Below are 25,597 nucleotides of genomic sequence, written 5' to 3'. Positions count from 1 at the left end.
GCGGTGGCAACCGTGTCGCCTCTGTCGCCACGCGCCGCTACGTTGGGGCGCATGACTTCTCGCGAATACGACCTCATCGTGATCGGAGCCGGCCCGGTCGGCGAGAACGTGGCCGACCGGGCGACGCAGGGCGGCCTGTCGGTCGTCGTCGTCGAGAGCGAGCTCGTGGGCGGCGAATGCTCGTACTGGGCGTGCATCCCGTCGAAGGCGATGCTGCGCGCCGGTGCGGCGCTCAGCGCGGCCCGCCGTGTGAAGGGGGCGGCCGCTGCCGTGACGGGCAGCGTCGACGTCGCCGCCACCCTGGTGCGCCGCGACGAGCTCGTGCACCACTGGGACGACACGTCGCAGGTCGACTGGCTCCACGGCGCGGGCATCGACCTGGTCCGCGGTCACGGGCGGCTCACCGGTGAGCGCCAAGTCACGGTCACCGGCGCCGATGGCTCGGAGACCGTCCTGACCGCCCGCCACGCGGTCGCCGTCTCGACCGGATCGGCGGCACTGCTTCCCGACATCCCGGGCCTCCGCGAGGTCCAGCCGTGGACGAGCCGCGAAGCCACCGGCGTGCACGACGTTCCGGCGTCCCTGGCGGTGCTCGGCGGAGGCGTCGTCGGCAGCGAGATGGCCACTCTCTTCACCTCGTTCGGCGCCACCGTCACCGTCATCGCCCGGTCCGGCCTGCTGCGCGGCGTGGAGCCCTTCGCGGGCGAGGCGGTCGCGAAGGCGCTCACCGATGCCGGCACCGCGGTCCGCACCGGCGTCGAGGTCGAGAAGGTCTCGCGCGACGGCGGCGGCGATGTCGTGCTGTCGCTGTCGGACGGCTCGGAGGTGCGCGCGGCGGAGGTGCTCGTCGCCACAGGTCGGGTGCCCCGCACGTCCGACATCGGGCTCGAGACGGTCGGACTCGAGCCCGGCGCCTGGCTCGACGTCGACGACACGCTGCGCGTCCGCGGAGTCGACTGGCTGTACGCCGTCGGCGACGTCAATCACCGCGCGCTGCTCACCCACCAGGGCAAGTACCAGGCCCGCGCCGCCGGCGATGTCATCGCCGCGCGCGCACGGGCGGCGGACATCGACGACGCGCCCTGGGGCTCGCACGTCGCGACCGCCGATCATGCCGCCGTGCCCCAGGTGATCTTCACCGATCCGGAGGTGGCGGCGGTCGGCCACACCGAGGAGTCGGCACGCGCGGCGGGTCTCGACATCCGCGTGATCGACTACGACCTCTCGTGGCTCGCCGGCTCCAGTGAACTGGCCGACGACTACCAGGGGCGCGCGCGGGCGATCGTCGACGAGAAGCGACGCGTGCTCGTGGGCGCGACCTTCGTCGGGCAGGATGTCGGCGAGATGCTCCACGCCGCGACCATCGCCATCGTGGGCGAGGTGCCGATCGAGCGCCTCTGGCACGCCGTGCCGTCGTACCCCACGATCGGCGAGGTCTGGCTGCGCTGGCTCGAGGAGTACGGGCGCTGAGCTCAGCGCCCGCGACCCGCGTCCGGACTCGCCGTCACGGCGCGGCATGACAGAGTTCCAGACACCGTGGATGAGCCAGAGGTAGCCTTGGCGCTCATCGTCGCTCCGTCAGGAGGTGGCACATGAGGCCAGACCCATCACCGGTCGGCCCCGGTCAGGAATCGGTCTGGGACTATCCGCGTCCGCCACGGGTCGAGCAGGTCGCGCGGCGCGTGCGGATCCGATTGGGCGGTGAGGTGATCGTCGACACCGACGACGTCGTGCGCGTCCTCGAGACGAGCCACCCGCCGGTCTACTACCTGCCGATCTCCGCCTTCACCGCCGGCGCGCTGACTCCCGGCGAGGGCTCGTCCTACTGCGAGTTCAAGGGCGGCGCCAGGTACTTCGACGTCCGCGGCGGAGGGCAGCTCCGGCCGCGTGCCGCGTGGACCTACCCCGACCCGGCCGCCGGGTTCGAATCGCTCACCGGCCGGGTGGCGGTCTACGCCCGCGACATGGACCTGTGCACGGTCGACGGCGTCGAGGTGACCCCTCAGCCCGGGCGGTTCTACGGCGGATGGATCACGCCGGAGATCATCGGGCCGTTCAAGGGAGAACCCGGCTCGCTGGGGTGGTGACATCCCGTCCGCGCCCCACGCTCCCACGGCACCCACCTGCCGATCTGACAGGGAACACCCAGCCTGCTCCCTTGTTGAGCGATATATCGCTAGGTATCGTCGGCATATCGGCACACACTCGTTCAGGAGGTCGTCATGAGCGGTTCGTTCCAGGGATTCGGTTCGCGTCCGGGAGGTCAGGGCTCGGGTATTCCCGGCAGCCTGTGGGATGCGATGGATCAGTTGAAGGATGCCTTCGAGCGCGGGTTCTCACCCCGTGTCGGGCGCGGCGACGTGCGGGCAGCGGTGCTCGCGATCCTCGCCGAGAAGCCCATGCACGGGTATCAGATCATCCAGGAGATCGAGACGCGCAGCGACGGCGCGTGGAAGCCCAGCCCGGGCTCGGTCTACCCGACGCTGCAGCTGCTGGCCGACGAGGGTCTCGTCGCGGCGGAGGAGTCGGGCGGCAAGAAGACCTACTCGCTGACCGAGGCGGGGCGCGCGGAGGCGGCGGCCGCCGATGGCCAGTCCGCGCCGTGGGAGGCGTTCGGCTCGCGCGACACCGGGCGCACCAGCGCCCTGCCGAAGGCGGGCGCCAAGCTCGCGCAGGCAGCTGCGCAGGTCGGTCGCGGCGGCACGCCCGAGCAGGTGGCGCAGGCGGTCGAGGTGCTCGACGAGGCGCGGCGTAAGCTCTACTCGATCCTCGCTCAGGACTGACGGGCCGGCTGGTTGCCGGCGCACGACGTCGACCCGCGCAGACGGGGTCGGCGGGGTCCGCGATCCCGGGCGACCGGGATCGCAGGCACCTCTGATCACCTGATCCGCACCGCCTAGGAGCTTCGATGGTCGACGTCGGGAACGCGCGCGCCCGCTATCGCCGGATCCTGCGGTTCGCCGGGCGCTACATGGTCCAGGCGTGGTGGTTCGAGCTCGTCCTGCCGCGGTTCGGACTCGGTGCGCTCGCCGCCCGCGGACGCACCCGCCGGCTGCGCACCATCGCGCGGCGGTTCCACGTCCTGGCGGTCCAGTACGGCGGCCTCATGATCAAGGTCGGCCAGTTCCTGTCGTCGCGCCTCGACGTGCTGCCGCCAGAGATCACGAAGGAGCTCGAGGGCCTGCAGGACGAGGTGCCCCCGGTCGCCTTCCCGGCGATCCGCGAGCTCGCCGAGGCCGAGCTCGGCGTGCCCCTGACCCGCGCGTTCGAGTGGGTCGATGAGACGCCGGTCGCTGCAGCATCGCTCGGTCAGGCGCACCGTGCACGACTGACGCCGGCCGACGCCGCCGAGACCGGGTTCGCCGACGTCGTCATCAAGGTGCAGCGGCCCGGCATCGAGGCGATCGTCGACGTCGACCTCGCTGCGCTGCGGCGGGTGGCCGGCTGGCTCAGCCGGGTGAAGGTCGTGCGCGACCACGTCGATCTCCCGCAGCTCGTCGAGGAGTTCGCGCACACCAGCCGCGAGGAGATCGACTACCTCCACGAGGCGCAGAACGCGGAGCGGTTCGCCGCCGACGTCGCGGGCGACACCCGCGTCGCGGCACCCGAGGTCGCCTGGGAGCGCACAACGCGTCGCGTGCTGACGCTCCAGGACGTCACCGCGATCAAGATCAACGACATCGAGGGTCTGCGAGCCGCGGGAATCGATCCGGCCGCGGTGGCGGTCGAGTTCGCGAACGTGATGTTCGACCAGCTGTTCCTGCGGGGGTTCTTCCACGCCGACCCGCATCCGGGCAACATCTTCGTGACGCCGGTGGCGCGTCCCGCCGGTGATACCCGGCATCCATGGACGCTCACGTTCATCGACTTCGGGATGATGGGCGAGGTGCCCGACACGCTGCGGCACAACCTGCAGCAGCTGGTGATCGCGGTCGCCTCGCGCAACAGCGGGCAGATGATCGACAGCATCCGTGCGGTCGGCGTGCTGCTGCCGTCCGCGGACACCATCGAGCTCGAGCGGGCCATGACCGCGCTGTTCGCCCGCTTCGGGGGCATGGGGTTCGCCGAGCTGCAGAAGGTCGACCCGCGGGAGTTCCGCGATTTCGCCAAGGAGTTCGGCGATGTCGTCCGGTCGCTGCCGTTTCAGCTGCCCGAGAACTTCCTGCTGATCATCCGTGCGGTCTCGCTCACGAGCGGGATGTGCAGTTCGCTCGACCCCTCCTTCAACGTGTGGGATGCTGTCGAGCCGTATGCCGATCGTCTGCTGCGCGACGAGCGAGGCAGCATGGGGAGAGCCGTCGTACGGGAGGCGACGTCGATGGCCGGTGTCGTCGCACGGCTGCCGCGGCGGCTCGACGACATGGTCACCCGCATCGAGGACGGGCGGCTCGTCGCTGACGTGCCGAAGCTCGACAGGTGGCTGAAGAGGCTCGAGCGCATGGGCCGCCGTGTCGTCTCGGCCGTGCTGTTCGCCGGACTGCTGATCAGCGGTTCGGTGCTGCGTGCGGAGGACCTCACGATCGGCACCGTGCTGATGATCGCCTCACTCCTGCCGCTGCTGCACGCGCTGTTCGCGGGCTTCTCCGGCCGGCGCGGGCCCCACGACTGAGCCCCGTGGTCGGTGGAGCGCACGGCGCGGGCGCCGAGCGTCGCGGCCGCGCTTGTCGCGTGCAGCGGGAACCCCGCGATCTTCGACGCCCCGGCCCGCAGGCTCCCTAGACTTCGAAGGCGGGCGCCCTCGCGGCGCGCGTCGAGGACGAGCGGAGGAGCGCAGATGCAACTGGGAATGGTGGGCCTCGGCCGGATGGGCGGCAACATCGTCCGGCGGCTGATGCGGGACGGGCACGAGTGCGTCGTGTACGACGTGAGCGCGGATGCCGTCGCCGGCCTCGTGACGGAAGGCGCCGTGGGCGCAGGCAGCCTGGGCGACCTCGTGTCGCAACTCGAGGCGCCACGCGCGATCTGGCTGATGATCCCCGCCGGACTGACCGGAAAGGTCGTCGACGAGGTGGCCGCGCTGCTGGACCCGGGCGACATCATCATCGACGGTGGCAACTCGAACTATCGCGACGACGTGCGTCGCGCGGCGGCCCTGAAGGACAGCGGCATCCACTACGTCGACGTGGGCACGAGCGGTGGCGTGTTCGGCCTGGAGCGCGGGTACTGCCTGATGGTGGGCGGGCCGGACGAAGCCTTCCAGCGGATCGAGCCGATCCTCCAGACGATCGCGCCCGGCAGCGGGGAGGCCGGCCGTACGCCCGGACGTGCCGGCGACTTCGCGCCCGAAGAGCTCGGATACCTGCACTGCGGGCCCTCCGGCGCGGGACACTTCGTGAAGATGGTCCACAACGGCATCGAGTACGGGGTGATGGCGGCGCTCGCGGAAGGACTGAACATCCTCGAGCACGCGGATGCCGGTGTGCAGGAGGCGGAGCACTCGGCCGAGGTCGCCCCGCTCGAGGAGCCGGAGTTCTACCAGTTCACCATCGACACACCCAAGGTCGCGGAACTGTGGCGGCGAGGATCCGTGATCTCGTCCTGGCTGCTGGATCTGACCGCGGCCGCGCTCCAGGGCAATCCGACGCTAGAGGGGCTCGCGGGCCGCGTATCGGACTCCGGCGAGGGCCGCTGGACCGTGAAGGCCGCCGTCGACACGGGGGTCCCGGCTCCGGTGCTCGCGGCATCCCTGTTCGAGCGGTTCGCATCGCGGGGCGAGGACCAGTTCGCCAATCAGGTGCTGTCGGCGATGCGGCTGCAATTCGGCGGCCACCAGGAGTTGCCGGCGGGCGATGTGCTCGAGGCCGGCGGGCGCAAGTCGGAGTCCTCGAGCGGCGGGTCGGCGTCGGCAGCCGACGGCGCGTCGTGAGCAAGGTCGATCTCAAGAAGTCGATCGCCGCCTACAAAGCGCCGCGGGGATCGTTCGAGATCATCGACGTGCCGGCGATGCACTATCTGATGGTCGACGGCCACGGAGATCCGAATACGTCGGAGGCGTACGGGGAGGCGGTCGCGGCGGTCTTCTCCGTCGCCTACACGCTGAAGTTCCTGAGCAAGACCGACCTCGGTCAGGACTACGTGGTGATGCCGCTCGAGGGACTGTGGTGGTCCGATGACATGGCGACGTTCACGACGCAGCGCGACAAGTCGCGCTGGAGCTGGACGATGATGAGTCTCGTGCCGGAGTGGATCGACACCGCTCATTTCGAGCGGGCACGGGATGCGGCGGCCGCGAAGGGCGGCTCAGCGGCCATCGATCGGCTGCGGATGACGGAGCTGGTGGAGGGCACGTGCGTGCAGACGCTCCACGTGGGCTCGTACGACGAGGAGGCACCGGTGCTCGACGAGATGCACAGCCGGTTCATCCCGGATGCAGACCTGCGCATGCGTGGGCTGCACCACGAGATCTACCTGACCGATCCGCGTCGCTCGGCTCCCGAGCGGCTCCGGACGATTCTGCGCCAGCCGGTCGAGCAGGCGAGGCCTGCCGATCCGGCGGGGTGAGTGCAGGATGACTGTCGGCAGTCAGCCGGGGCCGATGTGATCGGCCCCGGCTGACGACAGATCAAAGCGGCCGGATGTTGGCGGCCTGCATGCCCTTCGGGCCACGCTCGGCGTCGAATTCGACCTTCTGGTCCTCGCGGAGCTCCTTGAAGCCCTCGCCGGTGATCGCGCTGAAGTGCGCGAAGAGGTCGGCCGAACCGTCGTCGGGGGCGATGAAGCCGTAGCCCTTCTCCGAGTTGAACCATTTCACGGTGCCAGTGGCCATCGTGTCTTTCCTTCTTTTTCGTGGGCCGTGTGAACGGCCGCGGGTGCCACTCGCGCGAGCGCGCAGTGGACGTGTGTGGCGCGCGTGGCGCGCGGGTGCGACGGTGTGCGAGGCGAACGACGCGGCGACTGCCGCGGATGCCTGGGGCTGCGTGGGGTGCACGCCGAGGGGCGACCCGAGGGCGCTCTGCGCCTCGAAGCCGTGGGAGCCGACAGCGACGAACCCCGCGTACTCGCCGGCGGCGGTCGCGACGAAGACGTCGGCGTCGGCCTGGTGCCAGTCGAGCAGGAGATGTGCCGGTGATGCTGTGGAAGTGACGGAAGTCAAAGGAACTTTCAGAAGGTGCGCGTCCGCGAGGCGGAAGGGGCACGAAATCGATGGGAGTGAAACCGCACTCGGCGGTGGACGTCGGAAGCTCTGCATTCCTCGTTGATGGCAGAGGATGTCGACAAAACAGCCCGATCGGGCGCTCCAGGTTAGCATGCTCCGGTGTGTGAAAGCCCGTGTGTCGCCCCGCGACCCGCCGAAGCGGCGGATGTCGCGCCTGAAACCGGCTATCTCCCTCGTGGGCCGGTCGTCCCGGCATCGGGTGCGGCGTCGGACCCGACGTCTTCGGGTCGACGCGAGATGAGGTTGGTCGCCCAGCGCTCGTTGAAGCCCGCGAGGAAACCCACCGAGCCCCAGAAGAACCAGCTCTCGACGCGCCCCTCGGGGATCACGAACACGACGGAGAGGAGTCCGCTCTTGAGCAGGAAGACGACCGCGGCGGCGAAGAACCACCCGAGGACGATGCGGTACCTCGCCGCGCCGCCGTCGGCGACCTCGATCGGCAGGTTGCCCATCTTGTGCATCCGCAGAAGCACGCTGACGCACGCGCCGGCAGCACCTGCGCCCAGTGCGACCAGGACGTCCCGCAGCGCGTCGGCTTGATCGGGCGGCATGGCACCTCCCCGCCACAGCGTGATCACCGCCGCACCGACACCGCCGATCAGGGCGAGGGCGACAGCGGTGAGGATGACGCCGCCGACGAGCCCGCGCGCGTATCTCCGGCGCGCGATCTCACCCTCCCGGCGCTTGAGGAAGTCATCCGCGTACCGCAGGCGGGCCTCGAGCGCGGCGACGTCGGAGGAGTGCGGACCGGAGCCGGCGAAGCCCCCGGCGGCGATGCGCACCGCTTCGCGGACGAGTTCGTCGAGGGTCGAGATGTCGTCTCCGCGCAGCACGAACCGCCCCCGCAGGAGCACCTCGTCGAGTCGCCCGAACTGCCGCGGTGCGGACGTGGCCACCTTCATCGCCGCCGCGTGGAAGCCCGGCTCGTCGCCGCTCAGCAGGCCGGCGGGCTGCTCGTGGAGCGCCTCCCGCTCCCGCTCGGCGGCACGCGAACGCGCGGCATTGGGAACACGGGCGAGCTGGATCCTCAGCCAGGTGACCCAGGATGCATCGCCGATCAGTCCCGTGCCGAGCGGGGACTGCGCTGCTTCGGTCATGATCGCTCCACTCTTTCCGCCGCGCACGCACGGCGGTTGCTCGGAAGAGGGTGAGCGACCGGGGCCAGATACACGGATGCCGCGACCCGGCCGGGTCGCGGCATCCGCTCTCTCGTCCGTGCTGAGCTGCTCGCTCAACCCCGAGAAGTCGTCGTCACGCGGTGGCGTCAGCGCGCTTGGGCAGCACCCACCCGGCACGCGGGAAGTGGCACGTGTAGCCGTTGGGGATGCGCAGCAGGTAGTCCTGGTGCTCGGGCTCGGCCTCCCAGAACGGGCCGGCGGGCTCGATCGTGGTGACGGCGTTGCCCGGCCACAGCCCCGACGCGTCGACGTCGGCGATGGTCTCGCGGGCGACCTGCTCCTGCTCGGGGGAGAGGGGGAAGATCGCCGAGCGGTAGCTCGAGCCGATGTCGTTGCCCTGGCGGTTCAGCGTCGACGGGTCGTGGATCTGGAAGAAGAACGCGAGGATGTCGCGGTACGTCGTCTTCGTGGGGTCGAAGACGATCTCCACCGCCTCCGCGTGGCCCGGGTGCTTGCGGTACGTCGCGTGCGCGTTCTCGCCGCCGGTGTAGCCGACGCGGGTGTCGAGAACGCCCGGCTGGCGGCGGATGAGGTCTTCCATGCCCCAGAAACAGCCGCCGGCGAGGACCGCCGTCTCGGTGCCGGGGGTGCGGGTGATCTCGCCGGTGTCGAAGGGTCCGCTGGTCATGATGTGTGCTCCTGGTTCTGGGCGGTGAAGAGGTGTCGGTAGGCGCCGTAGCCCTCGTCGTCGAGCGACGAGGCGGGCACGAAGCGCAGTGCGGCGGAGTTCATGCAGTATCTCAGGCCGCCGGCCTGCCGTGGGCCGTCGGGGAAGACATGACCGAGATGGCTGCCGGCTCCCGACGAGCGCACCTCGGTGCGGGGCAGGAGCAGCTTCCAGTCCTTCTTGGTCTCGACGGCGTCCGGCTCGATCGGCTTGGTGAAGCTCGGCCATCCGGTTCCGCTGTCGTACTTGTCGGTCGACGAGAACAGCGGCTGGCCCGAGACGACGTCGACGTAGATGCCGGGCTCGTGGTTGTTCCAGTACTCGTTGCGGAAGGGCGGCTCGGTGCCGTCCTCCTGTGTGACGTGGTACTGGGTGTCGGTGAGGCGGCTGAGCGCCTCGGGAGTCTTGCGGTAGTCGTTGCTCACGATTCCTCCTGGAAGCGGCGTCGCTGGCTGCGGCGTCATAGAGGAGAACGGATGCCGCATCCCTTTTGGTCCCGCGAACCTGGGAGCCAGCTTCGAGTTTCGGCGGGCAGGCGCGGATGGCGGCGGCGTTTCCCGACACCGATGTGGTGGTGTTCGGCCACAGTCACATCCCGTGGGACACGGCGGCGCCCGGCGGCTTGCGGCTGCTGAACCCGGGGTCGCCGACCGACCGTCGCCGCCAGCCCGCCCACACGATGATGACGATCACGGTCGACGCGGGCGAGCTGCGCGACATGCGGCTCGTCGAGCTCAGTCCTGTTCCTCCAGCAGCCTGACGCGCGCGACGAGGAGACCCGCGAGGAGGCCCCCGAGCCCCCCGGCCGCCATATCGCCGATCGAGTCCTCGTAGGTGACGAAGATCGCCCCCGAGATGAACTTCCAGCCGATCCACTCGAGCATCTCCCACACCGCGCTGAGTGCCAGCGCGAGGCTCGTCACGAGCAGGATCGGCGTCGCCCGCCGCGTCCCCGGCGCGAGAGGCAGCGGCACGAGCTCGAGCCGCGCGAGCAGGAGGTACGCCATGACGGCCACCATGCCGGTGAAGACGAAGTGCACGACGAGGTCCCAGCCGGGCACCGTCTGGTACAGCAGGAGGAGGTTGCTCCAGGCTGCGACGAGCACAGTGACGCAGAAGGCGATGTCGAGGCCCGGTCTCACCCCCGCGAACCGGGGGAGGACGAGCCCGATGAGAGCGAGGGCCAGCACGCCGGCGTCGGCAGGCGCCCACCAGACGAACCCGGCGACGACACTGAGCGGCCCCAGCACCCGGATCCCGTCCGCGATCCACTCGCCGGCGCCGCTCGGCGGCCGGAGGAAGCGCTGGATCACTGGCGTGCCCGTTCTGTTCGCACCGTCACGACCGCCTGCACGGGGAGGTGGTCGGAGGGCCACACGTCCCCGTGGCGGAAGGCGTTGATCGCCGCCCGCTCCACCCCGACATCCGGCGTCACGACGATCCAGTCGATGCGTGCCCTGTCCGGTCGCGGCGCGCGGTAGTTGGCGAACGTGCCGACGGATGCCGTCACGCGCTCGCCCGCGGCGGTCCAGGCGTCACGCAGCGAACCGTCGCCGAGCAGCGCCCTGAGGGTGCGCGACCCCTCGCCGGCGTTGAGATCGCCGGTCAGGATCGCCGGGCCCGGGTCGGCCATCGCCAGAAGCGCCTCGACCGAGCGGATGCGGGAGCGGGACGAGAACGGATCGAGGTGGGTGTTGACGGCGGTGAAGACGAGCCCGGTTCCCCGGTCCCGGAAGAGCGCCGTCACCGCGATGCGGGGGATGAGGTTTCCCCACGAGCGCGATCCCGGCTCGCGGGAGTGCTCCGACAGGGCGGTCTGCTCCCATTCGACGAGGTCGAGTCGCTCGGTGTCGAAGAAGAGCGGGCAGCCCTCTCCGGTGCCGCGCGGGCCGTGACCGCGCCCGATGAAGCGGTAGCGCGCGCCCAGCGCGTCCCGCATCGCATCGGCCTGGTCCGCAAGCACCTCCTGCGCGCCCACGATGGTCGGCTGCTCCATCCGCAGGAGAGCCCTGACGGCGGCCTCCCGGTGACGCCACCGGTCAGCGCGACGCCACGCGAGGCCGCTCATCCGGCGCCGGACGTTGAAGGTTATCACGTGGAGCTCCGGCGGGGTCACGGGGCCGATCAGCGGCCCGGGTCTGCGCGCACCGGCGGGCGTCGTCGGTCGCGTGTGCATTGCTTACGGTACGCAGATCCCGGTGTGCGGGCGCAAGGCCTTGCGGCCCGGTCGTGCCGGAGCGTGCCGTCAGGCGGAGCCCAGCCCCCCGCTCAGCCGGCCGTGGAACGAGGCGGCCGCTGCGCTCATGCCCTCGAGCTCGACTTCGATGCCCCGTTGCTCGTACTTGGTGACGATAGCATCCAGGGCGGCGACAGTGGAGGCATCCCACACGTGCGTCCGCGAGAGGTCGATGACGACGCGCGCCGGGTCGAACGCGTACTCGAACTGGGTCGTCAGGTCGTTGCTCGACGCGAAGAACAGCTCCCCGTCGACCCGGTAGCGGGCCGTCTCGCCGTCGACGGTGCGGGTGACGGTGGTGAAGTGGGCGACCCGGCGGGCGAACAGCACCATCGCGGCCAGCACGCCCAGGATGACGCCGACTGCCAGGTTGTGCGTCCACACGGTCGCGATGACGGTGACCAGCATGACGGCGGTCTCGCTCAGCGGCATCCGCTTCAGCGTCGCCGGCCGGATGCTGTGCCAGTCGAAGGTCATCGCCGAGACGGCAATCATGACGGCCACGAGTGCCGCCATGGGGATGAGTCCGACGATGTCGCCGAGGACGACGACGAGGATCAGCACCCACACGCCCGCCAGGAACGTCGAGATGCGCGTGCGGCCGCCGGAGGTCTTGACGTTGATCATCGTCTGGCCGATCATCGCGCAGCCGCCGGTGCCTCCGAAGAAGGCCGAGGCGAGGTTGGCGACGCCGAGGCCCCAGGCCTCGCGCGTCTTGCGCGAGCGGGTGTCGGTGATGTCGTCGACGAGCTTGGCAGTCATGAGCGACTCGAGAAGGCCGACCAGAGCCGCGGCGAAGGCGTACGGGGCGACGATCTGCAGGGTCTCCCAGGTCAGCGGCACGTTCGGGATGAGCAGCTCGGGAAGACTGCGGGGCAGCTCACCCTGGTCGGCGACGTTCGGCACCGCCGAGAGCCCGAACACGACGACCGCGGCGGTCAGCAGCACGATCGCGATGAGCGGCGCGGGGATCGCACGCGTGATGCGCGGCCAGACGAACAGGATGCCCAGGCCCACGGCCACCAGCACGTACACCGCCCAGGGAACGTCGACGAGCTGAGGCACCTGCGACAGGAAGATCAGGATCGCCAGGGCGTTCACGAAACCGACCATGACGCTGCGCGGGATGAACCGCATGAGCCGGGCGACGCCGAGCACGGCGAGCACGACCTGGATCACGCCCGCAAGGGCGATGGTGACGATGAGGTAGTCGGCCCCGTACTCGCGCGAGACGGGTGCGATCACGAGCGCGACCGCACCGGCCGCGGCGGTGATCATCGCGGGGCGACCACCGGTGAATGCGATGACCACAGAGAGCACGAACGACGAGAACAGGCCGACGCGAGGATCGACGCCGGCGACGACCGAGAACGCGATCGCCTCGGGGATGAGCGCGAGAGCCACGACCAGTCCCGCGAGCATCTCGCGGGTGAGCAGCCGGGGGCGCCGCAGCGCCTGCAGAACGGTCGGCTCGATGCGATAGCGATCAGCGGATTCGGCGACGGTGGACACGGGTGAAGACTCTAGTCGCGCCGGATCGGATCCTGCGGCCGCCCGCCCCTCGTACCCAAGACCGCCGGGGATCTCAAGGGCCTGCCCGAGACGCGAGACGCCCGGCAGACTCGCGGGATGGAGTACGAAGGCTTGTTCCCGTCCTGCGTGCAGCTCGTCCCGAGCGATCTGCCTGCTCCGCTGTGGGAGGCGCGATGAAGATCACCGACACCAGCGACCTCTGGTGGAAGAACGCGATCATCTACTGCCTCGACGTCGAGACGTACCTCGACTCCGACGGCGACGGCGTCGGCGATATGCAGGGCCTCGCGCAGCGCATCGACTACCTCGCCCAGCTCGGCGTGACGTGCCTCTGGCTCATGCCGTTCTATCCGACCCCCGATCGCGACGACGGTTACGACATCACCGACTTCTACGGCGTGGACCCGAGGCTGGGCAACCATGGAGAGTTCGTGGAGATGATCCGCACGGCCCACGACCGGGGCATGCGGGTGATCGTGGATCTCGTCGTCAACCACACCTCGGATCGGCATCCGTGGTTCCAGAAGGCCAAGCGCAGCGTCAACTCCCCGTACCGGGACTACTACATCTGGCGCGACGATGCACCGCCGAAGGGTCAGAAGAATCCGGTCTTCCCCGGCGAGGCCGACGGTGTCTGGTCCAAGGACGAGGCGTCGGGACAGTGGTACCAGCACAGCTTCTACGAGCATCAGCCCGACCTGAACATCGCCAATCCCGCCGTGCGCGACGAGCTCGCCCGCGTCATCGGGTACTGGCTGCAGATGGGCGTGTCGGGGTTCCGTGTGGACGCGGTGCCCTTCCTCCTCGAGATGCCCCCGGGCGCCGAGATCCCGGATCCGCACGAGCTGCTGCGCGACTTCCGGCGCTTCCTGCAGCGCCGCTCGAGCGAGGCCATCCTGCTCGGGGAGGTGAACCTCCCGTACGACCAGCAGGTCGCCTACTTCGGGGGCGGCGACGTGAGCGAGCTGTCGATGCAGTTCGATTTCGTCGGGATGCAGGCGTTCTACCTGGCGCTGGCACGGCGGGATCCTGCGCCGCTCGTCGCGGCGCTGACCTCTCGACCGGTCCTCCCCGAGGACGTGCAGTGGGCGAACTTCCTGCGCAATCACGACGAGCTGACCCTCGACAAGCTGACCGACGCCGAGCGGGAGGAGGTGTTCGACGCGTTCGCGCCCGACGAGCGGCAGCGCGTGTTCGGCCGGGGCATCACGCGCCGGCTCCCTCCGATGCTCGGGGATCCGCGGCGCATCCGCATGGCCTACAGCCTCCTGTTCACGCTCCCCGGCACGCCGGTGCTGTTCTACGGCGAGGAGATCGGGATGGGGGAGAACATCGACATCCCCGGGCGCAGCGCCGTGCGCACGCCGATGCAGTGGACGTCGGAGAAGAACGGCGGGTTCTCGCAGGCGGCGCCGTCCCGCCTGATCGCGCAGCCGCCCGGCGACGGCTACGCGCCGCAGCACGTCAACGCGGCGGACCAGATCGAGGACCGCGAGTCGCTGCTGCACTTCTTCCGTGATCTCATCTCGCGGTACCGCATCTCGCCGGAGCTCGGGTGGGGCACGCTGGAGGTGCTGGAGCAGCCCGTCGACACTCTCCTGGTGCATTCGCTCCGCGCGGACGTCGGCCGCATGGTCGCGATCCACAACTTCGCCGACGTGCCGGCCACGACGAGCTTCTCGCTGAAGGACGAGCCCGACGGCACCCGCCTCGTCGATCTGCTGGGAGCGGAGCGCATCCCTCTCGATGAGCGGGGAGGCGTGGAGCTCGAGGTTCCCGCCTACGGCTACCGCTGGCTGCGGGTCTCGCGTCCGGGCGACGGTCGCGTGTCGTAGCCGCGGTCGCGCGCTCTACGCCGCGGGGGCGCGCTCACGACGTGCTCGGCCCCATGCAAAGCGCGCGATCAGGCCGACCGCCGCGACGACGACGGCCGCGACGATCGGGCGAAGCGCGATCTCGGGTATGAACAGGGCCATGCGGAACACCGAGACGCCGTAGTCGATCATCTCGAGGGGATAGCGCGCGAGCACGCGGCTGCCTGCGGCGTTCGAGATGCCGGTCATCGCCGCCGGGGCGATCCAGAGCAGGGTGAGACAGACGACGGCGGCGACGACACGGCCGACGGTGTTCACCCCGGTCCACGCGATGGCGACGCCGACGAGGACCGGTGCCACCCACTGGATCAGCCCGACGATCACGTACAGCCCGTCGGATCCCGTCGCGAGGAGCGGCTGGAAGAAGGCGCCCACCCATGGTCCTGCGGCGATGGCGCCGGCGGTGAGCCCGATCAGCGCCCCGGCGCGCGGCGCCCGTGCGATGAGCAGCAGCGCCGCGACGCCGATGAGGAACGACACGACGCACACCGCGGTGAGCGCACCGAGGTAGAGCAACGACTCGCGGCGCTGCTGAAGCCCGGCGCCGACGACCAGTGCCGACTGGGCGATCGCCACGACCTGCACCGTGAGCACGCCGAGGGCGAGCAGGCCGAACCCGCCGCGCGTCAGCCGGGATCGTGTGGCCCGAGCCGCGATCCCCGCGGCCGCGCCTCCCACCACGATCAGGCCGAAGAGCTGGGTGAGCGCATACTGGCTGAACGGGAGCAACGCGAGCGGCATGGACTCCGGCGCTGTCTGCGCGTCCCAGAGGTTCTGGAGAGGCAGCCTCATCCCCGTGACGAGCCACGGCAGCAGGCCGACGGCCGCTGCGGCGATGCCGATGAGGATCGAGGCCCACCACGCGAGCGGCCGGCGATCGACGCCGGCCTCTCGGGGCAGATCGGATGCCGGCGCGGTCGTGGTCATGGGGTGGTCGACTCCGTCCTTCCGCCGACGCGCTCGGATGGCCCGGGGTGCGCCTGCACGATGCGCGCCAGCCTAGCGGGACGCTCGGCCTCGCCGAGGGAACGCCGAGGGTCGGGCTGCGACTGCGAGTGCTCCGGCAGCCGACGCGACGCGCCCACCCGACGGAGTGCGCGACGCGTCCAGCGCACCGGGGGGAAGTCGCGGGGGAAGTGCACGAGCACCGTGCGCAGGCCGCGGACGGCGCGGCGCCCGAACGCCTGGCCGGGGGCGAACGGCCGCATCGACATCCCCATCCGCGCGGCCGGGAGACGGCGGATGCGGCCGCGCTCGCCGAGGTGGAAGGAGAGGTCCATGTCGTCGTGCAGAGCGGCATCGAGGTGCACACGCGAGCGGATGCCGAGCCACGCCTGGCGACGCATCCCCATGTTGGAGCCGAACAGCGGGAGGTGACCGAGCGTGGGGACCATCACGGCGGCGTAGGCGCCCAGGTAGAGCGTCGCGAGCGGTGCGCGCAAGGCGCGCGGGCCGTCGATGAACCGGGCGCCGCCGGTGAACGCCGAGACGTCGGGCCGGAGGGCGAACGCGTCCGCCATGGCACGAGTCCACGACGCGTCGGGGACGCAGTCGGCGTCGAGCCGCAGGATGATCTCGCCCGCCGCGGCATCGTAGCCGGCGGCGCTCGCCGCGGGGATGCCGGGGGTCTCGCACCGGACCAGGCGGGCGCCGAACGCGCGCGCGACCTCGGCGGAGGCATCCGTCGATCCGTTGTCGACGACGATGACCTCGTCGGCGGGCCGTGTCTGCTGCGTGAGGGCGCGCAGGCACCGTGCGAGCTCGGTGTCGTCGTCCTTCACGGGGATGACCACCGAGATCAGCGGCGTGTCCGGCATCCTCCGATTCCACCCGTTCCCGCAGAAGGGGAGAAGGGCCTTGACTCCGGTGTGTGAATCGGGCTTCGATGCGCGCGCTCTCGATGGCACGCCCACCGGGTCCGCGGGTTAACAGGTCGGTGCCGCTGTGTCAATAGGCGGGCCCTGATCGATGCTCGTGCCTAGGCTTGCAGAGCAATACAGAGCAGTGCCGTGCGAAGCGGTCGAGTATCGGCGTTCGGGTCGCCGTGCAGACTCCCGTGAACGTGCTGATGGTCCCGGTGGGAGGGCTACCCACCGGGGCCATCGCTGCATCGAGGCGGCGCGCGTGCCAGTGTTCCGCCATCCCATCCCGATTACCCTGGCGACATGCACCGGATCTTCACCACGAGCTTCGCCTCGGTCTATCCGCTCTACGTGACGAAGGTGGAGCGGAAGGGCCGCACGAACGAGGAGCTCGACGAGATCATCGAGTGGCTGACCGGCTTCGACGACGCGCAGCTGAAGCAGCACATCGATGAGCACACGACGTTCGAGGACTTCTTCGCTGACGCCGACCTCAATCCCAACGCCTCGCTCATCACCGGCGTCATCTGCGGGATGCGCGTCGAGCAGATCGAGGATCCGCTGATGCAGAAGATCCGCTACCTCGACAAGCTCGTCGACGAGCTGGCGCGCGGGAAGGCCATGGAGAAGATCCTGCGCAACGCCTGATCGCGCCGGATGCCCCTCCGCGCCCTGCTACGTTCGGAGCGGGTCGACCGAGGAGAGCAGCATGGAGCGCAGCAGCTGGGTGCTGGTGGACGGCGAGAACATCGACGCCACCCTCGGCGGATCGATCCTCGGCAGACGGCCCCTGCCCGAGGAGCGACCGCGGTGGGACCGCCTGCTCGCGTTCGTCTCCGACCGCTGGGAGCGGCCCGCGAAGGGGCTCTTCTTCCTGAACGCGAGCACCCACCTGCCGATGCCGTTCGTGCAGGCGCTCCTCGCGCTCGGCTACCAGCCGGTTCCGCTCTCGGGCCCGGCCGACGAGAAGATCGTCGACATCGCGATCCAGCGGACGCTGCGCGCGCTCGCCGACCGTGACGACGACGTCGCCCTCGTCAGCCACGACCGCGACTTCGCCGAGGACCTCGCGCGGCTCGCCACCGACGGACGCCGGGTGGGCGTCATCGCGTTCCACGAGTTCCGCAGCACGGAGTTCACCGGCATCCCCGGCGTCGAGTTCTTCGACATCGAGTACGACGCCGAGGCCTTCGACGCTCCGCTGCCTCGCGTGCGGGTCATCCCGATCGAGCAGTTCGACCCGTCCGACTTCCTGCGGTGAGTCAGTACCAGCCGGTCGACTGCGAGTGGCTCCAGGCGCCGCACGGGTTGCCGTAGCGACCCGAGATGTAACCCAGACCCCACGAGATCTGCGTGGCGGGGTTGGTCTGCCAGTCGGCGCCGGCGCTGCCCATCTTGCTGCCCGGGAGCGCCTGAGGGATGCCGTACGCGCCGCTGCTGCGGTTGTACGCCTGGTAGTTCCAGCCCGATTCCTTCTGCCACAGGGACACGAGGCATCCGAACTGGTCGTCGCCCCAGCCGTAGCCGCCGATCATCGCGCGGGCCGTGGCCTGCGCGTCGGCGGGACTGGTGCCGCCCACGGCACCGCCGGTGGCGTACACGGGGCGAGGTGCCGACGGCGTCGAGGACGCCTTCTTGGCGGCGGCCGCTTCCGCAGCGGCCTGAGCAGCGGCTGCCGCTTCGGCCTCCTTGCGCGCCTTCTCCTCGGCCTCCTGCTGCGCCTTGAGGGCGACGGCGGCGTCGAGCCGTCCGCGCAGTCCCTGCGCCTGCTCGCTGACCGACGCGGCCAGGGTCGTCACGGCATCCGTGAAGTCGGTCGCATACATCGCGGGCAGCGCCTGGGCGCGCTGCAGCTGCTCGACAGCGGTCTCCAGCCCCGAGGTGTCGACCGTCGTGACGGGGGTGCCGACGTCGAGACCCGACGCGGCGATGTCGGAGGCGACCGTGGTCGCCGCAGTCACCGCGGCATTCGCTGCGGCGACGGCCTCGTCGGCGGCGGATGCCGACGGCACCTCCTCGGCGGTGACGGAGGGTGACGTCGTGTACGACGCGAGTGCGAAACCGGTGAGCGCTCCGGATGCCTCGGCCTGCGACGCGGGGGTCGCCGTGGTGAATCCCGCGGTGGCCAGGACGCCGATCGCGAGCGTCGCGGACAGCAGCACGGGGCGGCGGCGAAGGCGGCGTTCGGCGCGGCGCAGGGTGCGGCGGGCGGGCAGGAGAGACGTGTGGTTGCGCATGAAAGACCGGTTCCGTATCAGCGAAAAGCGCCATCGGGCGGCGCGTCGTACCCGTTCGGGCGGGCACAAGTCCCCGAGTCTCCCCGTCGTTTCTGGACGGTTCCGGTGCGTTACCTGAACGTTACATGTGAGGGGATTGTGCGAAAAGGCCAGATCACGAGGCTGCATCCGGTGCCGTCGGCCGCCCGGATGAGCGCCGCGAACTACGATCGGAGAACCCCTGCACCGCTACCGAGGAGGCTCGCCCGTGCCCTCAACCACCGCCCCCGCCGCCACCGCGGCTCTGGCTCACGCCGACGATCTCGCCGCCTTCGTGGCAGCATCGCCGTCGAGCTTCCACGCCGCCGCGGAGGTCGCGAGCCGCCTGGAGAGTGCGGGGTTCACGCGCCTCGATGAGGCGGCCGGCTGGCCGGCTCCGGCGGGAGGACAGTTCGTCGTCGTGCGCGACGGTGCGGCGATCGCATGGGTCGTACCGCCGTCCGCGACCGCCGCCACGGGTGTGCGCATCTTCGGCGCCCACAGCGACTCCCCGGGATTCAAGCTCAAGCCGAAGCCGACGACCGGACGGCTCGGCTGGCTGCAGGCCGGAGTCGAGATCTACGGGGGACCCCTGCTGAACTCGTGGCTCGATCGAGAGCTCCGCCTGGCCGGACGCCTCGTGCTCGACGACGGCACGAGCGTGCTGGCGTCGACCGGCGCGCTCCTGCGGCTGCCGCAGCTCGCGATCCACCTCGACCGCGAGGCCAACGACCACCTCGCCCTCGACAAGCAGTCGCAGACCCAGCCGGTGTGGGGGCTCGGTCCTGCGGACTCGGCCGATATCCTCGGCGAGCTCGCGCGTGAGGCCGGCGTCGACGCCGCGCGCATCCGCGGGTACGACATCGTGACGGCCGACTCCGCCGCGGGCGCCACCTTCGGACTGGAGGACGTCTTCTTCGCCTCCGGGCGGCTCGACGACCTCGCGTCGGTGCATGCGGGGGTCGTCGCACTGGAGCGCGCGGCCGAAGGCCACGACGCCGAGCACATCGCGATGCTCGCGGTGTTCGACCACGAAGAGGTCGGATCCGGCACGCGTTCGGGTGCCGCCGGCCCCTTCCTCGCCGACGTGCTCGAGCGCCTGTGGCTGTCTCTCGGCGCCGACCGCGAGCAGCAGCTGCGTGCTCTGGCGTCATCGTGGTGCGTCTCAAGCGACGTCGGACATTCGGTCCACCCGAACTACGCCGAGAAGCACGACCCGGTCGTGCAGCCGGTGCTCGGGTCGGGTCCAATCCTCAAGATCAACGCCAACCAGCGGTATGCCACGGATGCCGCGGGCGCGGCGGCGTGGAACGGATGGTGCGCGGCAGCAGGCGTCACCAGCCAGGAGTTCGTGTCGAACAACGCCGTGCCGTGCGGCTCGACGATCGGCCCGATCACCGCGACACGCCTGGGCATCCGGACCGTGGATGTCGGCATCCCGATCCTCTCGATGCACTCCGCACGCGAGCTCGCCGGCGTCAGTGACCTGTGGGACCTCGCCTGCGTCGCCGAGACGTACTTCCGCGGCTGAGGCCTCGGGTGTCGACGGCGGCTTCTCGCGCGGCGGAGCGTCGGTCCGGCTGTCGGCGGGCCTACCGGTCGAGGGCCAGGTACTGGTGCGTGAACGCGATGGCCATGCCGCCCTCGCCGACGCCCGCGACGACCCGCTTCACCGAGCCGGAGCGCACGTCGCCCACTGCGAAGACGCCCGGAGCGGTCGTCTCGAGGGCGAACGGGCGCCGCGTCTCGGCCCATGATCCCGACTCGAGGGCATCCGCCCCCGTCAGCACGAAGCCGCGCCCGTCGAGCGCGACCTGCGGTGGCAGCCAGGCGGTCTCGGCATCGGCTCCGATCATGACGAAGAGCACGTCGACGTCGCGGCGCCGCACGTCGCCGGTGCGCCGATCGGCGACGTCGGCGGCCCGCAGGCTGTCGGCCCCGTGCAGCGCGACGACTTCGCTGCGCGTCTCGACCCGGATCGCCGGGATGGCCGAGATCTGGTCGATGAGATACCTCGACATGCCGGCCTCGAGCGACTCGCCTCGCACGAGCAGCGTGACCGAGCGCGCGTGGCGGCTGAAGAACAGCGCGGCCTGGCCGGCGGAGTTGCCGGCGCCGATGATGCAGACGTCCGCGCCCTGCGCGACGGCGGAGTCGCTGCGGGCGGCGCCGTAGTAGACGCCGCTGCCGAGGAATCTGCCGACGCCGTCGAGGGGGAGCGTGCGCCACACGACACCGGTGGCGAGGATCACCACCTCGGCGCTGACGACATCGCCGCTGTCGAGCGTCAGGTCGTGCGTCGCCGGGTCCAGTGCCTCGACGGTGCGCGTGACCACCAGCTCCGCGCCCAGGCGCTTGGCCTGCTTGAACGCCCGGCTCGCGAGATCATCGCCCGAGATGCCGAACGGAAATCCGGTGTAGTTCTCGATCCGGGTCGACGTGCCTGCCTGACCGCCGGGCGCGAATGTCTCGACGACGAGCGTACGGAGCCCTTCCGCCGCGGCGTTCACGGCCGCCGTGAGACCGGCAGGCCCAGCACCGAGGATGACGACGTCGTAGTGGCGGGCTGACGGCGCCACATCGAGCCCCACGGCTTCGGCGACCTCGCGCATCGTCGGGTTCGCGAGCCGTCGTCCGTCGGCGAGCTCCAGGACGGTGTCGTCGACCGCGTCAGGGGCGGCATCCGCTGTCACATTCTCGAAATCGACCTGGTTGCGGGTGAGGAAGCCGCTCACGCGATGTGCTCGTGCGCTGCGCTTGGTGTGGATCAGTCGCACGCCGGGCTCGCGCTGCTCGGCGGCCATCGTCTGCAGGGAGTCGAGGTAGCGGCGTGCGAGGGTGGCCACCCGGTCGGGCACCGACGGGGCGAGCGCGGCGAGCGTGTAGTACACGGTGGGCTCGAGCTTCAGCACGCGCGTCGATCCGGCGGCGCGGCCGCTGGCAGGGAACGGCGTGCTGAGCGTCATCGGCACCTCGCCGAAGAACTGGCCTGGCCTACGTGTGCCGATGACGCGCTCGTCGCCGTTCACGATCTTGGTGATCTCGGCGAGGCCATCGACCACGATGAAGAGCGACCGCTCGTCGCCCTCGTGCGCGAAGTACTCGCCGGGTGCGAGCCGGATGTCCTCGACGGCGCCGACGAGGTAGGCGAGGCCTTCGTCGGGCACCCCTTCGAAGACGCGCATCGCGCGCAGACCGTCGACGGTGATCATGCGGCTCCCCAGCAGCCAGGCAGGAGCGCGCTGCGCACCCGGCGGCGCGATGCGCCACGCAGCGAAGCTACCGGGATGGCCGAGCGCCGGTCAACCGGGGTGACTCGTGCCCACCCGGCCGCCCGCGACGTCGGCGGATCGGCGTAGCCTGAACGGATGCCGCAGCCCACGACTCCGCAGGACGGCGAGGTGCGGGTCGCCACGACGCTCGGCGCACGCGCGCAGCTCGCTGCGCTGGCAGCCGATGCCGACGTCTCGCCGCTGATCGACCTGCCGGCGCAGGCGGACCCGCGGCCGGCGGCGGTGCTGATGCTGTTCGGTGTGCTGGACTCCCTGCCGAGCGATCACGACGCTCAGGCGCGTGCCGTGTCGCGCGATCTCGACGTCCTTCTCCTCGCTCGCGCCACGACGCTGCGCGCACATCCCGGTCAGGTCGCCTTCCCCGGCGGACGCCTCGACCCGGGCGACGACGGCCCGGTCGCGGCCGCGCTCCGCGAAGCCCGTGAAGAGACCGGGCTCGACACCGCGGGCGTCGAGGTGCTCGGAGAGCTCACCGACATCTCCCTCGCGTTCTCGCAGCACCTCGTGACGCCGGTGCTGGGCTGGTGGCGGCATCCGTCCTCCGTCCGCGTCGTCGACGAAGCCGAATCGGCAGCGGTGTTCCGGGCGCCCGTCGCCGACCTGCTGAACCCCGCCAACCGCGGCGTGACGGTGATCCGCCGCGACGGACACGAGTGGCGCGGTCCTGGATTCCTCGTGCGGCATGCGACGGGGGAGCACCTCGTGTGGGGCTTCACCGGGATGGTGCTCGACGGGCTGTTCGATCGCCTGGGGTGGAGCGAGCCGTGGGACGACGCCCGCGAACTGCCGCTCGTGCTGCCCGACTGACGGTGGGACTCAGCGGTAGCGGTAGTGCTGCGCGCTGGTATTGACCCACCCGACGAAGCGGCGTGCCTCGGGGTCGTGGGCGGCGGGATAGGGCGCGACCCACACCTGGGCGCCCGCGACCACCAGGTGCGGCGTCATCCGGTTGATCGCCCGGTTGATGGTGCGCGGGGTGATGGGCCCGGTCGGGCCGAACATGCGTCGCTCGACGGCCGCTCGCGTGAAGGCCGGTCGCCGCAGCAGCGCGTCCCCGGAGTCGAGGGATGCCTCGACTTCGGCGACCGGCTGGCTCAGGTCTCCGAAGTGGATCCACCGGCCGTCGATGACGATGCCCGCGAAGTCCTGCTCCTGGCCGCTGTAGCGCACGTCGGCGGTCCACCGGCGTCCGTCCCACCACCGGGTGCGTCCGCGCTGGTCGTCGTACCAGCCGGGCAGAGCGGGGCCGGCCGCGGCGGGTCCGGCATCCGTCCGCAGTTCGATGTCGGGCGCGCGCAGGTCGATGTACTCCTCGGTCCAGTGGGTGCCGTCCCACCAGCGCTGCTTGCCCGAGCCGTCGTCATACCACCCGGGTGCGGGTTGCGTGGCCATGCACCGAGGGTAGTTCGTGACACCGGAGGTCGGCGAGCGACCCGTCCGGTTCCTGGCGACGGCAGACTGGACGAATGCCTTCCGTCGACGACATCCTCCCCGCTGACCGACGCCATCTCCTCGAACTTCCGGTGTACGCGCACCTCGGCACGATCCGCCCCGACGACACCGTCCAGGTGAACCCGATGTGGTTCGAGTTCGACGGCGAGCACGTGCGGTTCACCCACACGAACTACCGGCAGAAGTACCGCAACCTGCAGCACAACCCGTCGATGTCGCTGTCGATCATCGACCCTGAACACCCGTTCCACTACCTGGAGGTCGCCGGCCGGCTCGTCGAGGTCGTCCCCGACCCCGAAGGCGGCTTCTACGTGCGGCTGCAGAACCGCTACGGCAACCCGAGCACCACGCCGCCCCGCGACAAGGCCGACCGCGTGATCCTCATCATGTCGATCGAGCGCGCGACGAAGCAGTAGCCGCCGGGGCTGGCACCCGGCGATCGCGCGGCGCATGCTGGAGCGATGAGCGACCCGCCCCGCAAACACGGCCCGCCACGACTCGCGGTACGGGTGACCGAGCCGGTCGGCCGCGCACTGGCGGGCAGACGATGGTTCCCGCTGTGGGCCGTGGTGCACCACCGCGGACGCCGCAGCGGCACCCCGTATGCGACCCCCGTCGCCGTGGTGCCGACGGCCGACCGCGACGCGATCCTCATCGGCCTTCCGTGGGGCGCCGACACGAACTGGGCGCTCAACATCGTCGCGGCGGGCGGCGCAACGCTGCGGTGGCGAGGCGGCGACGTAGGCGCCACCAATCCGCGCATCGTGGACGCCGACGAGGCGGCAGGCTTGGCGAAGGCTTCCTTCCGTCCGGTCGTTAGACGGATGCCGGCGGCCATCGTCCTGCGCCGGGTGCGGCCCGTGTGACTCTGCCAGGCGTACGCCGCGCGCCCCCATGGGCCCGGCTCAGGCGAGCGCGCGCAGCCTCTCGAGCAGTGGCTCGGCGGCCTCGGCGAGGAATCTTTCCTGCTCCTCGTCGCCGATCTGCACGAGAGCGACGTCGGTGAAGCCGGCGTCGAGGTAAGGGCGCACGCTCTCCGCGAGCTCGTCGAGATCCGGTCCGCACGGAATCGACGATGCGATGTCGTCGGGCCGCACGAAGCTGCTCGCGGCTTCGAAGCCGGCGGGCGTCGGCAGCTCCGCGTTGACCGGCCAGCCGCCGCCGAACCACCGGAACTGCTCGTGGGCGCGCTGGACGGCGGTGTCCCTGTCGGGATCCCAGGAGATCGGGATCTGCCCGATCTTGCGGGATCCGCCGTCGGTGCCGGGGCCGGCATCCGTGCGGCGCGCATCATCCCAGAGCTGCACCAGTTCGGACTTCGGCTCGACGGCGATCATGTGGTCGGCCATGGGAGCGAACGATGCGATCGACTCCTCGCCCGACACGGCGACGCCGATCTCGACCCGGGTGTCGGGCACATCCCAGATGCGCGCGGAGTCCACGCGGAAGTGCTCGCCCTGGTACGTCAGCAGCTCGCCCGAGTGCAGCTCGCGGATGATCTCGATGGCCTCGATCAGCCGGTCCTGGCGGACGTCGACGTTGGGCCATCCCTGACCGACGACGTGCTCGTTGAGGTTCTCGCCGGATCCCAGCCCGAGGACGAACCGGCCTTCGCTGAGGATCTGCAGCGTCGCGGCTTTCTGGGCGACGACGGCCGGGTGATAGCGCATCGTCGGGCAGGTCACATACGTCATGAGCTCGACGCGCGAGGTCGCATGGGCGACGGCGCCCAGCACCGTCCACGCGTACGGCGAGTGCCCCTGGCTCACGAGCCACGGCGAGTAGTGGTCGCTCGAGACCTCGAAGTCGAAGCCGGCGTCCTCCGCCGCCTGTGCGTAGCGGACCAGCTCCCGAGGACCGCTCTGCTCGCCCATCAGCGTGTATCCGAATCGTGTCATGCGCGCGACGATACGCACGGCCGCGAGCGAGTGCCGGGGGATTGCGACCCCGGGTCACGAGTGCTATCCGGACGTCCCGCAGGCCCGACATGGGGGCACGGCTGGAGAGCGGGCGCGACGCGCGATCGACCCCGGATACGATGGAGCGCATGGGAACGATCTGCAGCACGCCGATGACGGCGTGCGTCTTCTT

At 70.5% G+C, this 25,597-nt stretch carries 26 protein-coding genes and 1 pseudogene; 14 read left to right on the top strand and 13 right to left on the bottom strand.

Annotation, left to right across the window (positions count from 1 at the left end):
- Positions 1-51: 51 nt before the first annotated feature.
- The 6 genes from MRBLWS13_RS07355 (at position 52) to MRBLWS13_RS07330 (ending at position 6,501) form a co-directional block, all read left to right on the top strand.
- On the top strand, positions 52-1,470 hold the full coding sequence (locus tag MRBLWS13_RS07355) for an NAD(P)/FAD-dependent oxidoreductase (protein WP_349428368.1): 1,419 nt from the start codon (positions 52-54) through the stop codon (positions 1,468-1,470).
- Positions 1,471-1,592: 122 nt separating this feature from the next.
- On the top strand, positions 1,593-2,087 hold the full coding sequence (locus tag MRBLWS13_RS07350) for a DUF427 domain-containing protein (RefSeq protein WP_349428367.1): 495 nt from the start codon (positions 1,593-1,595) through the stop codon (positions 2,085-2,087).
- 135 nt (positions 2,088-2,222) lie between these two features.
- Positions 2,223-2,783: a PadR family transcriptional regulator gene (locus tag MRBLWS13_RS07345; protein WP_349428366.1), complete on the top strand. Its 561-nt coding sequence runs from the start codon at positions 2,223-2,225 to the stop codon at positions 2,781-2,783.
- A gap of 125 nt (positions 2,784-2,908) precedes the next feature.
- A complete protein-coding gene (locus MRBLWS13_RS07340) occupies positions 2,909-4,609 on the top strand; it encodes an AarF/UbiB family protein (protein ID WP_349428365.1) in 1,701 nt (566 codons plus the stop codon).
- A gap of 165 nt (positions 4,610-4,774) precedes the next feature.
- On the top strand, positions 4,775-5,866 hold the full coding sequence (gene gnd / locus MRBLWS13_RS07335; protein WP_349428363.1) for a phosphogluconate dehydrogenase (NAD(+)-dependent, decarboxylating): 1,092 nt from the start codon (positions 4,775-4,777) through the stop codon (positions 5,864-5,866).
- Complete coding sequence (locus tag MRBLWS13_RS07330; protein ID WP_349428362.1) at positions 5,863-6,501, top strand: GyrI-like domain-containing protein; 639 nt, start codon at positions 5,863-5,865, stop codon at positions 6,499-6,501. Before gnd ends, MRBLWS13_RS07330 begins: the two co-directional genes overlap by 4 nt.
- Before the next feature lie 61 nt (positions 6,502-6,562).
- Here MRBLWS13_RS07330 and MRBLWS13_RS07325 read toward each other — a convergent pair whose 3' ends face one another.
- The 4 genes from MRBLWS13_RS07325 to msrB all read right to left on the bottom strand — a co-directional run bounded on the left by MRBLWS13_RS07325 (position 6,563) and on the right by msrB (position 9,426).
- Positions 6,563-6,766: a cold-shock protein gene (locus MRBLWS13_RS07325; protein WP_026059428.1), complete on the bottom strand. Its 204-nt coding sequence runs from the start codon at positions 6,764-6,766 to the stop codon at positions 6,563-6,565.
- Positions 6,767-7,320: 554 nt separating this feature from the next.
- On the bottom strand, positions 7,321-8,253 hold the full coding sequence (locus MRBLWS13_RS07320) for a hypothetical protein (protein WP_349428361.1): 933 nt from the start codon (positions 8,251-8,253) through the stop codon (positions 7,321-7,323).
- A 154-nt stretch (positions 8,254-8,407) separates the two neighbouring features.
- On the bottom strand, positions 8,408-8,962 hold the full coding sequence (msrA, locus tag MRBLWS13_RS07315; RefSeq protein WP_349428360.1) for a peptide-methionine (S)-S-oxide reductase MsrA: 555 nt from the start codon (positions 8,960-8,962) through the stop codon (positions 8,408-8,410).
- Positions 8,959-9,426, bottom strand: a complete 468-nt coding sequence (gene msrB / locus MRBLWS13_RS07310) for a peptide-methionine (R)-S-oxide reductase MsrB (RefSeq protein ID WP_347976372.1) — start codon at positions 9,424-9,426, stop codon at positions 8,959-8,961. The genes msrA and msrB overlap by 4 nt, the downstream gene beginning before the upstream one ends.
- 101 nt (positions 9,427-9,527) lie before the next feature.
- Between msrB and MRBLWS13_RS07305 the strand changes: the two are divergent.
- A pseudogene (locus MRBLWS13_RS07305) lies at positions 9,528-9,761 on the top strand (metallophosphoesterase family protein); the annotation flags it as partial.
- Here the strand turns inward: MRBLWS13_RS07305 and MRBLWS13_RS07300 are convergent.
- From MRBLWS13_RS07300 to MRBLWS13_RS07290, 3 genes are all read right to left on the bottom strand, one after another.
- The gene (locus MRBLWS13_RS07300; RefSeq protein ID WP_349428359.1) at positions 9,736-10,314 is read right to left on the bottom strand and encodes a hypothetical protein; all 579 of its coding nucleotides are present in this window, start codon (positions 10,312-10,314) and stop codon (positions 9,736-9,738) included. The pseudogene MRBLWS13_RS07305 and the gene MRBLWS13_RS07300 sit on opposite strands and share 26 nt — an antisense overlap.
- Positions 10,311-11,177, bottom strand: coding sequence for an endonuclease/exonuclease/phosphatase family protein (locus tag MRBLWS13_RS07295; RefSeq protein ID WP_349428358.1), 867 nt, complete (start codon positions 11,175-11,177; stop codon positions 10,311-10,313). Before MRBLWS13_RS07295 ends, MRBLWS13_RS07300 begins: the two co-directional genes overlap by 4 nt.
- A 69-nt stretch (positions 11,178-11,246) precedes the next feature.
- A complete protein-coding gene (locus MRBLWS13_RS07290; protein ID WP_349428357.1) occupies positions 11,247-12,749 on the bottom strand; it encodes a SulP family inorganic anion transporter in 1,503 nt (500 codons plus the stop codon).
- Positions 12,750-12,943: 194 nt separating this feature from the next.
- Between MRBLWS13_RS07290 and MRBLWS13_RS07285 the strand changes: the two genes are divergently transcribed.
- The gene (locus MRBLWS13_RS07285; protein ID WP_349428356.1) at positions 12,944-14,605 is read left to right on the top strand and encodes an alpha-amylase family protein; all 1,662 of its coding nucleotides are present in this window, start codon (positions 12,944-12,946) and stop codon (positions 14,603-14,605) included.
- A gap of 15 nt (positions 14,606-14,620) precedes the next feature.
- On the opposite strand, the gene MRBLWS13_RS07280 is transcribed toward MRBLWS13_RS07285, so the two are convergent.
- Positions 14,621-15,571, bottom strand: a complete 951-nt coding sequence (locus tag MRBLWS13_RS07280) for a hypothetical protein (RefSeq protein WP_349428355.1) — start codon at positions 15,569-15,571, stop codon at positions 14,621-14,623.
- Positions 15,568-16,461 carry a glycosyltransferase family 2 protein gene (locus MRBLWS13_RS07275; RefSeq protein WP_349428354.1) on the bottom strand — a complete coding sequence of 298 codons (894 nt, stop codon included), beginning with the start codon at positions 16,459-16,461 and terminating at the stop codon, positions 15,568-15,570. The genes MRBLWS13_RS07280 and MRBLWS13_RS07275 overlap by 4 nt, the downstream gene beginning before the upstream one ends.
- A gap of 348 nt (positions 16,462-16,809) precedes the next feature.
- Between MRBLWS13_RS07275 and MRBLWS13_RS07270 the strand changes: the two genes are divergently transcribed.
- Positions 16,810-17,154: a DUF2200 domain-containing protein gene (locus tag MRBLWS13_RS07270; RefSeq protein ID WP_349428353.1), complete on the top strand. Its 345-nt coding sequence runs from the start codon at positions 16,810-16,812 to the stop codon at positions 17,152-17,154.
- 61 nt (positions 17,155-17,215) lie between these two features.
- The gene (locus MRBLWS13_RS07265; protein WP_349428352.1) at positions 17,216-17,767 is read left to right on the top strand and encodes an NYN domain-containing protein; all 552 of its coding nucleotides are present in this window, start codon (positions 17,216-17,218) and stop codon (positions 17,765-17,767) included.
- Position 17,768: 1 nt separating this feature from the next.
- Here the strand turns inward: MRBLWS13_RS07265 and MRBLWS13_RS07260 are convergent, their stop codons facing one another.
- Complete coding sequence (locus MRBLWS13_RS07260; RefSeq protein WP_349428351.1) at positions 17,769-18,743, bottom strand: lytic transglycosylase domain-containing protein; 975 nt, start codon at positions 18,741-18,743, stop codon at positions 17,769-17,771.
- Positions 18,744-18,990: 247 nt separating this feature from the next.
- Between MRBLWS13_RS07260 and MRBLWS13_RS07255 the strand changes: the two genes are divergently transcribed.
- Positions 18,991-20,292: a M18 family aminopeptidase gene (locus tag MRBLWS13_RS07255; RefSeq protein ID WP_349428350.1), complete on the top strand. Its 1,302-nt coding sequence runs from the start codon at positions 18,991-18,993 to the stop codon at positions 20,290-20,292.
- Positions 20,293-20,353: 61 nt separating this feature from the next.
- Here the strand turns inward: MRBLWS13_RS07255 and MRBLWS13_RS07250 are convergent, their stop codons facing one another.
- Positions 20,354-21,973 (bottom strand): FAD-dependent oxidoreductase, encoded by a 1,620-nt coding sequence (locus MRBLWS13_RS07250; protein ID WP_349428348.1) that lies wholly within the window; start codon positions 21,971-21,973, stop codon positions 20,354-20,356.
- A 156-nt stretch (positions 21,974-22,129) separates the two neighbouring features.
- Between MRBLWS13_RS07250 and MRBLWS13_RS07245 the strand changes: the two genes are divergently transcribed.
- Entirely contained in the window at positions 22,130-22,861 is a 732-nt protein-coding gene (locus MRBLWS13_RS07245; protein ID WP_349428347.1) for a CoA pyrophosphatase, read from the top strand.
- Between the two features lie 9 nt (positions 22,862-22,870).
- Here the strand turns inward: MRBLWS13_RS07245 and MRBLWS13_RS07240 are convergent, their stop codons facing one another.
- On the bottom strand, positions 22,871-23,446 hold the full coding sequence (locus MRBLWS13_RS07240) for a DUF2510 domain-containing protein (protein ID WP_349428346.1): 576 nt from the start codon (positions 23,444-23,446) through the stop codon (positions 22,871-22,873).
- A gap of 74 nt (positions 23,447-23,520) precedes the next feature.
- On the opposite strand from MRBLWS13_RS07240, the gene MRBLWS13_RS07235 reads away from it, so the two are divergent.
- Together MRBLWS13_RS07235 and MRBLWS13_RS07230 are read left to right on the top strand one after the other, a co-directional pair.
- Positions 23,521-23,922, top strand: a complete 402-nt coding sequence (locus tag MRBLWS13_RS07235; RefSeq protein WP_349428345.1) for a PPOX class F420-dependent oxidoreductase — start codon at positions 23,521-23,523, stop codon at positions 23,920-23,922.
- A 45-nt stretch (positions 23,923-23,967) separates the two neighbouring features.
- Entirely contained in the window at positions 23,968-24,372 is a 405-nt protein-coding gene (locus MRBLWS13_RS07230) for a nitroreductase family deazaflavin-dependent oxidoreductase (RefSeq protein ID WP_349428344.1), read from the top strand.
- 39 nt (positions 24,373-24,411) lie between these two features.
- On the opposite strand, the gene MRBLWS13_RS07225 is transcribed toward MRBLWS13_RS07230, so the two are convergent.
- The gene (locus MRBLWS13_RS07225; protein WP_349428343.1) at positions 24,412-25,404 is read right to left on the bottom strand and encodes an LLM class F420-dependent oxidoreductase; all 993 of its coding nucleotides are present in this window, start codon (positions 25,402-25,404) and stop codon (positions 24,412-24,414) included.
- Positions 25,405-25,597: the final 193 nt, after the last annotated feature.

Origin of the sequence: Microbacterium sp. LWS13-1.2 (assembly GCF_040144835.1) — a bacterium.
In the GTDB taxonomy this organism is placed as follows: Bacteria; Actinomycetota; Actinomycetes; order Actinomycetales; family Microbacteriaceae; genus Microbacterium.
This window is presented reverse-complemented; position numbering and strand designations above follow the sequence as displayed.